A 12,771-nucleotide genomic window follows, 5' to 3' on the forward strand; every position below is an offset into this window, starting at 1 on the left:
TGATTTTAAACCATCCTAATCTTCCTTCAGTCTTGTCTTATGGTACTTTGGCTGCTTAAAAACTGTCCGGAGTATTGAAATAAGTAGATCCTAAAAAAATATCGCACCAAGAAACCCGGTTTCTTACACAACACCTTCGCGCCTAAGTCAAAATGCTCTAAGAAAGTAGGTTGGGTTGAGGCACTCGTACCCAAAATTTTAGATTTTACATTTTTGCTCCCATCTAAAATAGCCAATCTAAAATCTTTTGTTGGTTTCGCTCCACTAGGGTTCAACCTACAAGGTATTATAAAAAAAACCTGGTTTATGGATACCTGATTTATACCTGTTTTTTATTCGGTTAACCGTACTTCAATAATCACTTTATTGGAGAACCTTACTGTAATTTTTTCGTCTCTCCTGTCAATGAAGTCGCGTTCGCTATACGAGGATTACTTACTGCTTTATGGGAGTTTTTAGTGAGTTTTATTTATTTCCAGTACCCAAAAAAAGTATAATTTTGGAGTGCTGATTTAGGCAGGGAGCAAGATATTGATTCCGCCGTAAAACAGCGAAATCAACTGAGAAGTTGAGCTGATTATTACCATAGCGAAACGAATAAGCTATTAGGGCATAATGTTGTGAAAGATGGAACAGGGTATGGAACTAAATTTACAGAAATTTTATAGCGCCTGCAATCCCAGCTACACCCTGGCAGTAGCAAATCAAAAAGACCGACAATACTATATCGATTTCTCTTCAGTGCGTGGCGGCACAATCGTCGAACAATTGGAGCGCACCATCAGCCGTCTGTCCCCCGATTCACCTACCTGTCAATTATTCACCGGCCACATTGGCTCTGGTAAATCAACTGAATTGCTGCGGCTGCAAGCTCAATTGCAGCAACAAGGATTTCATGTTGTTTACTTTGAGTCGAGTAAAGACTTAGACATGGCCGATGTAGATATCACTGACATTTTGTTGAGCGTTGCTCGTCAGGTGAGCGAAAGCATCGAGAAAATGAAAATCAAGCTCCAACCGACAGGTTTTAAAGCTTTGCTCAAAGGGGTTGCTGATGTTTTTCAAACTCAAATAGACTTGAGGGCTGAAGCTAATGTCCCCGGTTTTGGGGAAATAAATGCTAGCACGGAGGGAGAGTTTTCTCTGGCGCTGGGAATTGGCAAAATTACTGCTAAGGCGAAAGATGCTCCGAATCTGCGATCGGAGTTGAGGCAATATTTGGAGCCGCGAACTAACGTAATTTTAGATGCGCTTAATAAGGAGTTGTTGGAGCCGGCTAATCAAGAACTCAAACGCCAAGGTAAACAAGGACTTGTAGTAATTATCGACAATCTCGATCGCATACACCTGTGCGCGAAACCGACGGGGCGGCTTCAGCCGGAATACCTGTTTGTCGATCGGGGTGAACAGTTGGCAAGACTAAATTGCCACGTCGTGTATACAATTCCTTTGGTGCTAATTTTCTCTAACGATTTGGGCCAGTTGACCAATCGATTTGGGGTAGATCCGAAGGTTTTGCCGATGGTGCCGGTGCAGTTGAGCGACGGTTCTGAGTGCTCTGAGGGTGTGGAATTGCTGCGACAGATGGTTCTGGCGCGGGCTTTTCCAACGGTGCATCCTTCGCAGCGCTATGCTTTGGTAGGCAAAGTTTTCGACTCTGCCGAAACTCTCGATCGCCTGTGTCGAGTCAGTGGCGGTCATGTCCGCAATTTGCTGCAACTACTGTATGGCTGTCTGCAGAAACAAGACCCTCCTCTGTCGCGGGAAACTTTGGAAAATGTGATCATCCAGCGCCGCCACCAGCTTACTTTGGCGATCGAACCGGAGGAGTGGCAATTGCTGCGCCAAGTATCCGCTACCAAAACTGTGAACGGGGAAACTAAATACCAAATCTTGCTGCGTAGTCTCTGGGTGTTTGAATACCGTTACGGCGAGGATTATTGGTTTGATGTCAATCCGATTTTGGCTGACGCCAAAGAGTTTCGGCAAACAGTTGAGAATTGAGAGTTGACAGTTAACAGTTGACGGTTTACAGTCACTCGGCGAGGAAAATCGCTTTTGAACCAACGAATTTCACTGCTAGCCGACGAAAGAATAAGGGCCCAACTGTAGCAGGATCTGGTATGAAATAACAAAACTAAACCGTTAACAGTCAACTCTCAACACTCAACTAACAAAAATGATTAAAGGCACTACTAAACTGCTGGGAGTAATTGGCCATCCTGTCGAACATTCTCTGTCGCCGGCAATGCACAATGCTGCTATTTCCCACTTGGGAGTCGATTTTGTTTACTTGCCGTTTCCAGTAAAACCAGGGGATTTAAAAGCTGCTCTTGCAGGATTTGCTGCGATCGGCGTTCGCGGATTTAGCATCACGATTCCGCACAAACAAGCAATTTTACCGCTGCTGTCGGAAGTTTCCCCGATCGCCCGAGCGATCGGCGCAGTCAATACCGTATACCTTACTGACAAAGGTTGGTGCGGCACAAATACTGACGTTGAAGGCTTTCTCGCGCCGCTGCAAAGCCCCCCAACCCCCCCTTACCAAGGGGGGGCTAGGGGGGGTTCCGATTGGAGTCAGAAAGTAGCGGTCATTTTGGGGAATGGCGGGGCGGCTAGGGCTGTTGTGGCTGGATGCGCTCAATTGGGATGTGCAGAGATTCACGTTGTCGGCCGCAGCGAACAAAATTTAGCGGAATTTCAGCAGAGTTGGGTCAATTCTCCGATGCCCGTGCAGAATTTGCAGGTTCATACTTGGGAGAATTTGTCAATGTTAATCTCACAGGCAGATTTGCTGGTGAACACGACGCCTGTGGGGATGTACCCGCAGGGCGAAAAGTCGCCGGTTGTGGCTGGTGAGATCGATCGAATTTCAGCAGGTGCGATCGTCTATGATTTAATTTATACCCCTAATCCTACCCAGTTTCTCAAAGATGCACAGCTTAGGGGAGCGCGAGCTATTGACGGACTCGAAATGCTAGTTCAACAAGGAGCAGCCGCCTTAAAAATTTGGCTCAACAAAGAATCCGTCCCAGTCGATGTGATGCGCCAAGCCTTGCGACAGCATTTAGGTCTAGATTAATGCCATTTCTTAAAAAAGTAGCTGTAGTTTTCCGAATTCCTATAAGTAGGAATTTGAGGCTGAATTCGCGCTAAGCTGAGAATTAAAATATACTTGCCCCGCAATTTATGAAATTTCGAGCTATCAGCCTTTTTTTTGCTACTTGCCTAATCGGAATTTTTAGTTTGGTATTCACTCCACCTGCTTGGGCTCTGACGCAGATTAAACTTTCCGACCTTTCTTATCGCGAATGTCCGGCAGAGATGGGAGAAGGAACAGTCACCAGTGGCAGTTCTATGGAAGCTACCTGCTTTTTGATTACTGGGAAAGCTGAAAATAGCACGGGCAAACCAGTTGTCAATGCCGATATTTTCGGCCGCATTTATGATGCTGACGACAATCCGGTGATGCAAAACCGGACTCGCTTGGGTTCTATAGAAGAAGTTCCTCCCGGAGTTAGCGATTTTCAGCTCAGAATTTCGGTTGCCGCCAATCAACGAACACCTTTGAAGCTCAAGCAATTTAAAGCTACAGGTTTTACTGGCGTGGTTCGCCGCTAACGAAACTCTTGGAGATTTTAGATTGCTGAGAAAGAGATTTTGGGTTGGCTGTCCGTGAAACCGCGAGGCAGTTTTGGATTGTAGATTTTAGATTTGAGATTGTTGAGTGGCTGGCAATTTCTGATTTCTCATGTACGATGAACTCCCCAGCTTTTCAACCGGGGAGTTCATCTAAAAATCTCAACTCTAAAATTTAGTTGCCTGCAGCTACGTCTGCCAAACAATTTACGCTCGATGCTTAAAAACTTAAGCTTTTCAAACTACAAGGATGTTTGCAAGCTGGTCAAAAGATTGATCAAGAATTCCGAGCCGAACTGAAGTACAAAAAAAGCAATCAGTGGCGAAAAGTCAATCCCTCCCAAGGGGGGGATAATCGATCGGAATAGATTCAGGTAAGGATCTGTTAACTGACTCAAAATCGAAAACGGGGGGTCGTACCAATTGATATTCGGGAACCAGCTTAATAGCACCCGAAAAATCATTAGGGCTACATAGATTTGCAGAAAGGTGGACAGCGTGGTTGCCAAAAGGCCTATGGAATAACTCATATATTCTCGTTGAAGTTTGAGTAAAGTTTACAGACACTTTAACTTAAAGTTTAGCATAGGTGGGGGAGAGGGGTAGCATGAGGCTGTTTACGGGCGGGCTAGAAGAGTAACGGCCCACAATAAAATTCACTCTTGGCTTCACAGGCCTGAAAAGCCTGTGAAGCGAGAATGGTGCAAGATGTCAGTAGCGCGCATTGATCTGCCCGACTAATCTAAAATCTTAAAAAGGAGTTAGGAGTCTTGAGGGATCGAACCCTCGCTGCCCGGCGCCGGCGCGTTGCCGTTTACGTCGCCGAGTTGCAGCCGCACGTCATCTATTGCCTGATTAAGCTGGGCAATTTTATCTTCTAAACTCAGCCTTGCTACTTCCATGCTGTCGGCTTCGAGTTGGCTGGCTTTCCTCTGGCGGATTTTTCTGGTTTTTGCGTCTGAAGGTTCATTCAGCAAAGCTTCAGCAGCGCGCCGCGACAGCACCGCACCCAAAACTGCACCCACCAAGCCGCCAACGGCAGCTCCGGCAATAAATCCCCCTGTAAAACCCTCTCGATTACTCATAGCTCAACTCAACTGCGCGATATTTCCTTGATTTGTTTATTTTGACACTCTACCGGTGAGAAACTGGGAGATTGTTAGTGGTGAGGTAGGCGTTGCCCCATTTGATGAGGATGGTTGTGGGGTGTCCCGCCTGCTGTGAAAATACACGCCTTCGGGATCAGGGGCCCATCCCCCAAAAAAAATCAAAATTATCCCGCAATTATGAAACACCGTCAGGTAAGGCGAGAATTCCGACTTCAGAGTTAAAGCGGATCATTTCCAAAGATCGATCGCCATAAAGATCTTCAATGTGCTCCAAGCAGCACTCGATCGCGAAATCGTTTAATTGGGCCGGCTCAACGCCGTACATCTCCTCAAACACCTCTGAGTCTACCCGACAAAAGCGCGGTCGATCGGCGTAAATTCCGCATTCTCGCGTCGCTCTGTCAAAATTGATACACCAACCGTCCTCTCCGACTAAGCTCAAATAGAGCGCTAATTCGTCTTCAGATAAATACTCGTCTAAGTCTGGGCGCTCTGTTGGGTCGAGGTAACAACAAGCACCGCACTGCTTTACGCAACGCCAAGTAGCCATAGTTTGATTTTAGATTTTAGATTTTAGATTTTAGATTTTAGATTCGGAGCATTATGTGGAAAATGCCAAACTTTAGGAGATTGGGGCTCTTAAAGTATATCAATTGCCAGCGCCGGAGACGGAGATTCCGAAGGGGCGGTTCGATTTTAGATTTTAGATTTTAGATTGGGGGCACTTTCCGGGAAGGGGCATCAAGTCTCTGGTTTCCTGTGACTGGGAGGTCGATCGTAGTTTACATTTTGTTGAATTTTGTAAAGTTCCTTAAAAAATATGGTCGATCGCCCGGTAAAATCAGAAGCGGATTTTCTAATTCAACAATCTAGACTTAATCACTACAGTCAGGAGGACAAATGGACTTTATAACCGATCTTTTCAGTGGTCTGGGTGGTGTAGACTACCAACTCATTGTTCAGGTAGCTTTACTCGCAGCCGTCGTGCTTTCTGGCCCGATCGTGATTTTTCTCTTGGCAGCTAAAGGCGGCGACCTGTAATTATAGCACGCTCCGGGGCGATCGAGAGTTGGGAGTTTTGAGTTTTAAATTATTCAAAATTCACAACGCTCGATGGCCAATTTTCCCTGCTGCACGAGCTTTCCTATCAAATACCGAGTTATCAAATACCCAGGGCGTGTTTAGCAGTTTGAATCAAATTCTCAAAAAAAGGTAGAGATACATCGACTTCTCTAGCATCTTTGCGGGAGTTACCTAACAAACCGATGTTTTGTCCGGGTGAAACAGCCAGAACTTGCCCTTGAGAGTTGCGAATTCTCAATTCCTCGATCGAGCCTGCAGGAGAGAGACTGCAAGAATAAGTGCGATCGCAATAATCAAACTCAACTTTTCCGAACCTCGGCGGCCTGGAAGTAGCAGCATTTGCCGGTAGCCGAACGCCCAACAATTCTAACTCAACTGATGTCTTGCCATTAAAACTATTTTCCCGCAATCGGTAAGCAATATCAACCCGCCGAGGCAAAGGAAAATATTCCCCCCAACGCCAAGCAATCGCCTTCACACTAGCCGATACATTTCCATCTTGAGTTGCAGTTAGTTTAACGTGACCTCCTTTCCCCACAATTTTCTGTTCAGTTATGCAAACATTAGGCGTCCAAAAGACAGGAGCCTTATTTTCAATCCCACAAGGTTCCAAAGCATCAATTTGTCGGTAAAGGTCAAGATTAATCTCAGCCAAATCTGCTCGCACGTCAACTGAAACCAGCGGCTTTAGGTGTTCCGGCTGCAAACATTGATTAGCAAAAATTGACAGTTGATTGCGGAATTGTTCGAGATTCTGGGCCGGCATAGAAAAACCGCCAGCCGCTTTATGTCCGCCAAATTTAGTTAATAAATCAGCGCAAAAATTCAGCCCGTCAAATACATTAAACTCAGGAATTCCTCTCGCCGAACCCCTGATAATTTTATGGGCAACCTCCCCTACAGCCTCATCCTCAAAAGTACCGATAAACACAGGTACGCCGTAGCGTTCCACCAACCGAGAAGCTACAATCCCGATAACCCCGTGGTGCCAACCCGGTTGCACGACAACTAAAACTCGTTCTTGCTGCAAGTCTATCGCCCTTTCCTCGCACCAAGCGATGGCTTCCTGCTCAATTTCCTGGCACAACTCCTGCCTGCGCTGATTGATTTGTTCGCACTGCATCGCGTTTTTCAGAGCCAATTCGCGATCGTCCGTAGTCAGCAACTCTATCACAATTTGAGGATCAGCCAGGCGCCCCACAGCATTAATCCGGGGCCCCAGCCTAAAACCAATATCTTCTGGCTTTAAGGAATTATTAGTTTTATTTTGCGAGTTAAGAATTGAGGGACTTTCCGCACTTCCCGGCTGCACTCCCGCCACCTGAATCAAAGCCTGAATACCAGCCAATTGCGAGTGAGGCAACAGCCGCAAACCCCGCTTTACCCAGCGCCGATTAACTCCTGTCAAAGGCGCTAAATCCGCAATAGTTCCTAAAGTAAATAACTCCAGAAGCGGATTCACCAACCCGCCAACTTTTTTCATATCCTGAGCCAAAGTAATCGCCAAAACATAAGCAACGCCTACGCCAGCCAAACCGCGATAAGGCGAAGATTCTGCAATTAATTTCGGGTTGAGAATAGCATCTGCAGGGGGCAGTTTTGGCGGCAAATCGTGGTGGTCTGTAATAATAACTTTGACACCGAGTTCTCGCGCTCTAGCAACCGGGCCGTAGGCTGCAATTCCGTTGTCAACAGTGAGAATGAGAGCGACACCTTCCGAGTGAAATTCTTCTACAATGCGATCGTTAATCCCATAACCTTCTCGCATCCGGCTCGGAATAGCATAATCCACATTCGCGCCCAGAGCCCTGAGAGCTCGCAGCAACAAAGCCGTGCTCGTCATCCCGTCAGCATCGTAGTCGCCGCAAATCGCAATTTTTTGCCCTCCCGAAATCGCCTCCCGCAACAATTTGACACTCGCAGCCAAATCTGGAAACTCATCCATTGGCGCGGGCAAAACCAGAGATTCCGGTTCGATAAACCCTTGCACTTCATTGAGAGAATCGATGCCCCGGTTAATCAGCACCTGTGCCAGCAAAGGCGACAAACCGATTTCAGTGGCAAACTGTTCGGCTTGCTGTGGTTGAGGCGAATAAATTTGCCACCGTTGGTTTGGCAATCGGTGAAAATGCGGGGGCACAGATGTCGGTAGCTCTTGCACGGAAGCTGAGGTTTAAATATACATAGTTAATCTTACCTAATTAAGTCACTGCGTCAATCAATTGTAGATTGTAGATTTTAGGTTTTAGATTGAGCGTAAAGATGAGTTTTTTGGGTAAAATCCAAAGGTTGTTTGTAGGAAAGCTTTTTTCGGAAGCTGTTACCGCACCCAAATAGGGATATAAGCCCTGACAGCAGTCGTGGAGAGCAAAAAATTTTAGACCAAAGTTCAAACCCCCCAGATTTATCTGTGGAGTCAATCTAAAATCTCGAATCTCAAATTGACTGGCGGGAGCCGAAGAACTAAGTTTAGCAGGCATTTGCGCTGCCAGCCCTAGGGCGCAGACTACTAATTTAATGAGGAGACTTGCATGAGTGTCGATCGACCGTCGTGGTTTAAAATTGCATTACAGGTTCGGGGGTCTGTCATTCCCTCAATTTTGCCCCGCGTTTTGCTGTGCGGCGGCTTTGGAGTTTTTATTTCCCTGCTGCACTTTTTTAAGTTGCCGGTGTCCATGCCCATTTTATCGAGTATTGTACCGAGTATTGTTCTGGGTTTACTGTTAGTTTTTCGGACAAACACAGCCTACGAAAGATTTTGGGAAGGTCGGAGATTTTGGGGTACTTTAAACAATAACATCCGCAATTTGGCTCGTCAAATCTGGGTAGCAATTGAGGAAAAAGACCCGCAGGATATCATAGAAAAAAAGTCAGCACTGCGCCTATTAGTTGCCTTAGCAGTGGCAATGAAACTGCACTTGCGGCAAGAATTAGTCAATCCAGAGTTGGAGCCGTTAATGTCCCCAGCGCGGTACCAAAAGCTCAAATCAATGAACAATCCGCCCCTAGAAATTGCCTTTTGGATTGAGGATTATATGCACGAGCAGTACGAGCGCAATTGCCTGGATGTTTATCAGTTAACTGCTATGAAGGAGTTGCTCAACTCTATGATTGATGTATTAGGCGGCTGCGAGCGGATTTTGAAGACGCCTATCCCTTTGGCTTACGCGATTCACCTCAAACAGCTATTATTACTTTACTGTTTGGCACTGCCCTTTCAAATGGTGAAGGATTTGGGTTGGGGAACCGGCCTTGTTGTGGCTTTAATTAGTTTTACTTTGTACGGAATCGAAGAAATCGGCATTGAAATAGAAAATCCCTTCGGGCACGATGCCAATGATTTGCCTTTGGACAATATGTGTGCTGCCATGCAGCGCAATATGGACGATTTAATTTCTTTATCTCCTAGCGTTCACGAACAGGTGAAAGATAAGTAAATTAATTCCATTTTAGATTTTAGAATTGTATCGAAAATCTAAAATGGTATAAGCTAGTGGTTAATTTTTAACAATCAACCGCATTAACCCCGCCAATACTAACAATACAGGCGTCAGCCAATCTCCCCACCGCACGTACAAAGTCCGAGTTTGCCGCCGATAAATAGTAGCATCTCGGACTTCATAGGTATTAATTCCAGACTTCCAAACCGTCTCGCCGCGAGGATTTACAAAAGCAGAGTAACCCGTATTAGTTGCGATAACTGCCCATCTATCCGTCTCAATTGCTCGCATCACATCGAGAGCATGGTGTTGATCCAACATTGGTGGTTTGTAATGGGCATTGTTGGAAGCGGTGATCATAAATTCGCCTCCATTCGCCGCCTGATATCGGAAATTTTCAGCAAAGGCTGAATCGTAACAAATTCCGACAATGGCGCGGCCAAACGGCGTATCAAACAATTGTTGAGAATTGCCGGGTACTAAATGAGCATCTAAGGGAGAAAGCCGATTAATAATCCCGCCTAAAATTTCGTAAAAAGGGATATATTCGCCTAAAGGTACTAGCTTTAATTTATCGTATCGGCCGACAATTTCTCCCGTGCGATCGATCGCCAATAAGCTGTTAGTGATACTATTCTCTTGTTGTCCGAATCCTCCCACCCAAGCCACAACGCCACGTTCGAGAATAGCTTGGTAAAAAGAAAGAGTAGAACGCTGATACTCGTTTGTCCAGATAAAAGGCAAAGCCGTCTCTGGAATTAACACAGCATCGACTTTTCTGTCTGCTAACTGTTTGTATCCAGTGGTGTAACCTTCCAAAGCGCGCCCCCAACCCGCTGAATCAAACTTAATCTCGTTAGGAATATTGCCTTGAATAATGCCAATTTTTAAAGCAGTTGCAGCTTCTTGATTCAAAGGGCGGTTGTATAAGCTCCATCCTGCAATATGCAAAAGTAAACACAAACTAGCAGGCAAAATATAAGCAATCCAATTCTTCCGTCTTCCTTCTTCCGTCTTCCTTCTTCCTTCAATAAAAGCTTCGGCGATTAAGCCATTTACTGCTACAATAGCGGCTGTTACTGCGCTGGGACCGGAGAGTTGACCGAGGTGCAATATTGCTAAATTGTGGGGGCTTTGCGTGTAAGATAGTGATGTCCACCACAACGAACCTGTACTCCAAATACTTTCTAAGGCACACCACAAAGCTGTGCCAATTAAAACGCGAGTTAATGCTGAAAATTGAGCTTTATCCCCCCCAGCTCCCCCTTGTAAAGGGAGGGAGTTAAGAATAAGAATAGGATTTTTGCCTGGTAAAGTTAGGGAGTTGAGAATTACAAATAGCCACGCCCAAAGGGCGACTAAGGCGGCTCCCCAGAGGGTGATGAATGCCCAGCAAAAAAGTGCGATCGCCAAACTCGGCCACCAAGGAACTCCCAACCAAGTCATCGGGTGAATTCCCATAATCCAAGATAAAGCTAATCCGTGATAGCCAATTCCCCAGAGTGAAGGAAAAAGGAAGAATGAAGCAGGAAGAAAAAAGAATTTTGGTTGTTTTACTTCTTGCTTTGGTCTTTCATAACTAACAACCAAAATCCAGAGGGGAACTAGGGCTACCCAAGCCAATAGCCAAGCATTTACTGGTGCGGTTGTCAATGCCATCAAAATGCCGCTAAAAAATGCGATCGCCCAGGCTAATGTTTTGGATTTATGAAGCACGAGTTTTTCAAATTTGTGCCTGTTAAATATCGCCACTTTGATGATTGCCAAAAATAATAATTCTTAATCAATATATCAGATTAATCAGGAAGAAGGAAGCTCGGCAACGCGCAGTGTAAGGGACTTAACGGATTTAACAGAAGGAAATCTATCCAATTCTACTTGCCAAAACAAAAAGCGCCCCTATTTCTAGGAGCGCTTTTTGTTAAATCAAAAGCTAAATTTAGCCGTTGATGGAAGGAGCAACCATTGCTACTGGGGTGACTTCACCGGCGGCCAAGTCGAGGGGGAAGTTGTGAGCGTTGCGCTCGTGCATTACTTCCATACCCAAGTTAGCGCGGTTGATGACATCAGCCCAAGTGTTGATGACGCGACCTTGCGAGTCGATAACCGATTGGTTGAAGTTGAAACCGTTCAAGTTAAACGCCATCGTGGAAATACCCAAAGAGGTAAACCAGATACCGACAACTGGCCATGCACCTAACAAGAAGTGCAAAGAACGGCTGTTGTTAAAGCTCGCGTATTGGAAAATCAAACGACCGAAGTAGCCGTGGGCTGCAACGATGTTGTAGGTTTCTTCTTCTTGACCGAATTTGTAACCGTAGTTCAAAGATTCAGTTTCGGTTGTTTCGCGAACCAAAGAAGATGTTACCAAGCTTCCGTGCATGGCGGAGAACAGAGCACCGCCGAAGACACCAGCCACTCCCAACATATGGAAGGGGTGCATCAGGATGTTGTGCTCGGCTTGGAACACGATCATGAAGTTGAATGTGCCGGAAATACCCAAGGGCATACCGTCAGAAAAGCTGCCTTGTCCGATCGGGTAGATCAAGAACACTGCGGTTGCTGCTGCAACTGGTGCAGAGTAAGCGACGCAGATCCAAGGACGCATACCTAAGCGGTAAGACAATTCCCATTCACGACCCATGTAGCAGAAAACGCCAATGAGGAAGTGAAAAACTACCAATTGGTAGGGGCCGCCGTTGTACAACCATTCATCGAGGGAAGCTGCTTCCCAGATGGGATAGAAGTGAAGGCCGATCGCATTCGATGAAGGAACAACAGCACCAGTAATGATGTTGTTGCCGTACATCAAGGAACCTGCAACTGGTTCGCGGATGCCGTCGATGTCCACAGGAGGAGCAGCGATGAAGGCGATGATGTAGCAGATGGTGGCACTCAGCAAGGTGGGAATCATCAAGACGCCGAACCAACCCACATAAATGCGGTTGTCAGTGCTAGTTACCCACTCGCAGAACCGTTCCCAAACGTTGCCGCTTTCGCGACGCTGTACGGTTGTTGTCATTTGGTTTATGATGGCTTAATTGAATTTTCAAGGTTCGTTGTGGGGATGCCCCACGCTTATATTAGTAACACCATTCACTAAAGTTTGCCAAGGGATTACTGCTGACAATTTAAACATTTTACAAACTTTTACAAAAACTTGATTATTAGTAAAGATTTGTACTTTTTTACAAAGTAAAATTACACACCAAATCGGTTAAATACAGCGACCAGAAGAACTGAATCTATTGTCTGTAGCTTGGTTCAGTAGTTCGAGCAAATTATTTTTGTTCAGGTCGATTCTCTTTCTATTTAAATATCTGTTAATTAGGTCGTGAAGAGATGATTTTTAATATTTATTTACATATCATCGGTGGATTCTGCGAGGGGAAATTTTTATCGAGAGAATACTGAAAACCGGGTTTCTAGTGCGATCGGGCTGCATTCTCAATAATCTCCAATCAACCCGGTTTATTGACGAAAAAAGAAACCCGGTTTCT

11 protein-coding genes are annotated in these 12,771 nt (G+C 45.6%); 5 read left to right on the top strand and 6 right to left on the bottom strand.

Annotated elements, in window-relative coordinates; genetic code table 11:
* The first annotated feature begins 639 nt into the window (after positions 1–639).
* The 3 genes from QUB33_RS11610 to QUB33_RS11620 all read left to right on the top strand — a co-directional run bounded on the left by QUB33_RS11610 (position 640) and on the right by QUB33_RS11620 (position 3,621).
* Positions 640–2,004 (top strand): P-loop NTPase fold protein, encoded by a 1,365-nt coding sequence (locus QUB33_RS11610; protein WP_333350497.1) that lies wholly within the window; start codon positions 640–642, stop codon positions 2,002–2,004.
* A 175-nt stretch (positions 2,005–2,179) separates the two neighbouring features.
* Complete coding sequence (locus QUB33_RS11615; protein ID WP_333350499.1) at positions 2,180–3,082, top strand: shikimate dehydrogenase; 903 nt, start codon at positions 2,180–2,182, stop codon at positions 3,080–3,082.
* Between the two features lie 107 nt (positions 3,083–3,189).
* Positions 3,190–3,621, top strand: a complete 432-nt coding sequence (locus QUB33_RS11620) for a hypothetical protein (RefSeq protein WP_190657424.1) — start codon at positions 3,190–3,192, stop codon at positions 3,619–3,621.
* Between the two features lie 260 nt (positions 3,622–3,881).
* Here the strand turns inward: QUB33_RS11620 and QUB33_RS11625 are convergent, their stop codons facing one another.
* The 3 genes from QUB33_RS11625 to QUB33_RS11635 all read right to left on the bottom strand — a co-directional run bounded on the left by QUB33_RS11625 (position 3,882) and on the right by QUB33_RS11635 (position 5,298).
* A complete protein-coding gene (locus QUB33_RS11625) occupies positions 3,882–4,169 on the bottom strand; it encodes a YggT family protein (protein WP_333042371.1) in 288 nt (95 codons plus the stop codon).
* 231 nt (positions 4,170–4,400) lie between these two features.
* On the bottom strand, positions 4,401–4,724 hold the full coding sequence (locus QUB33_RS11630; RefSeq protein WP_333042370.1) for a hypothetical protein: 324 nt from the start codon (positions 4,722–4,724) through the stop codon (positions 4,401–4,403).
* Between the two features lie 199 nt (positions 4,725–4,923).
* A complete protein-coding gene (locus tag QUB33_RS11635) occupies positions 4,924–5,298 on the bottom strand; it encodes a YkgJ family cysteine cluster protein (protein ID WP_333188185.1) in 375 nt (124 codons plus the stop codon).
* A 350-nt stretch (positions 5,299–5,648) separates the two neighbouring features.
* Between QUB33_RS11635 and psb30 the strand changes: the two genes are divergently transcribed.
* The gene (psb30, locus tag QUB33_RS11640; RefSeq protein ID WP_015175616.1) at positions 5,649–5,789 is read left to right on the top strand and encodes a photosystem II reaction center protein Ycf12/Psb30; all 141 of its coding nucleotides are present in this window, start codon (positions 5,649–5,651) and stop codon (positions 5,787–5,789) included.
* A 121-nt stretch (positions 5,790–5,910) separates the two neighbouring features.
* Here the strand turns inward: psb30 and recJ are convergent, their stop codons facing one another.
* On the bottom strand, positions 5,911–7,992 hold the full coding sequence (gene recJ, locus QUB33_RS11645; RefSeq protein WP_333350501.1) for a single-stranded-DNA-specific exonuclease RecJ: 2,082 nt from the start codon (positions 7,990–7,992) through the stop codon (positions 5,911–5,913).
* Between the two features lie 370 nt (positions 7,993–8,362).
* Here recJ and QUB33_RS11650 point away from each other — a divergent pair, with 370 nt between their 5' ends.
* A complete protein-coding gene (locus QUB33_RS11650) occupies positions 8,363–9,268 on the top strand; it encodes a bestrophin family ion channel (RefSeq protein WP_333350503.1) in 906 nt (301 codons plus the stop codon).
* A 60-nt stretch (positions 9,269–9,328) separates the two neighbouring features.
* On the opposite strand, the gene lnt is transcribed toward QUB33_RS11650, so the two are convergent.
* Both lnt and psbA read right to left on the bottom strand, forming a co-directional pair.
* Complete coding sequence (gene lnt / locus QUB33_RS11655) at positions 9,329–10,930, bottom strand: apolipoprotein N-acyltransferase (RefSeq protein ID WP_333350616.1); 1,602 nt, start codon at positions 10,928–10,930, stop codon at positions 9,329–9,331.
* Positions 10,931–11,210: 280 nt separating this feature from the next.
* Positions 11,211–12,293, bottom strand: coding sequence for a photosystem II q(b) protein (gene psbA, locus QUB33_RS11660; RefSeq protein WP_333350506.1), 1,083 nt, complete (start codon positions 12,291–12,293; stop codon positions 11,211–11,213).
* Positions 12,294–12,771 lie beyond the last annotated feature (478 nt).

The sequence above is a fragment of the Microcoleus sp. B3-A4 genome (genome assembly GCF_036705385.1).
GTDB lineage: Bacteria > Cyanobacteriota > Cyanobacteriia > Cyanobacteriales > Microcoleaceae > Microcoleus.

Coding starts and splice junctions, on each gene's coding strand:
- QUB33_RS11610 (WP_333350497.1), top strand. CDS start 640: ATGGAACTAAATTTACAGAAATTTTATAGCGCCTGCAATCCCAGCTAC.
- QUB33_RS11615 (WP_333350499.1), top strand. CDS start 2,180: ATGATTAAAGGCACTACTAAACTGCTGGGAGTAATTGGCCATCCTGTC.
- QUB33_RS11620 (WP_190657424.1), top strand. CDS start 3,190: ATGAAATTTCGAGCTATCAGCCTTTTTTTTGCTACTTGCCTAATCGGA.
- QUB33_RS11625 (WP_333042371.1), bottom strand. CDS start 4,169: ATGAGTTATTCCATAGGCCTTTTGGCAACCACGCTGTCCACCTTTCTG.
- QUB33_RS11630 (WP_333042370.1), bottom strand. CDS start 4,724: ATGAGTAATCGAGAGGGTTTTACAGGGGGATTTATTGCCGGAGCTGCC.
- QUB33_RS11635 (WP_333188185.1), bottom strand. CDS start 5,298: ATGGCTACTTGGCGTTGCGTAAAGCAGTGCGGTGCTTGTTGTTACCTC.
- psb30 (WP_015175616.1), top strand. CDS start 5,649: ATGGACTTTATAACCGATCTTTTCAGTGGTCTGGGTGGTGTAGACTAC.
- QUB33_RS11650 (WP_333350503.1), top strand. CDS start 8,363: ATGAGTGTCGATCGACCGTCGTGGTTTAAAATTGCATTACAGGTTCGG.
- lnt (WP_333350616.1), bottom strand. CDS start 10,930: ATGGCATTGACAACCGCACCAGTAAATGCTTGGCTATTGGCTTGGGTA.
- psbA (WP_333350506.1), bottom strand. CDS start 12,293: ATGACAACAACCGTACAGCGTCGCGAAAGCGGCAACGTTTGGGAACGG.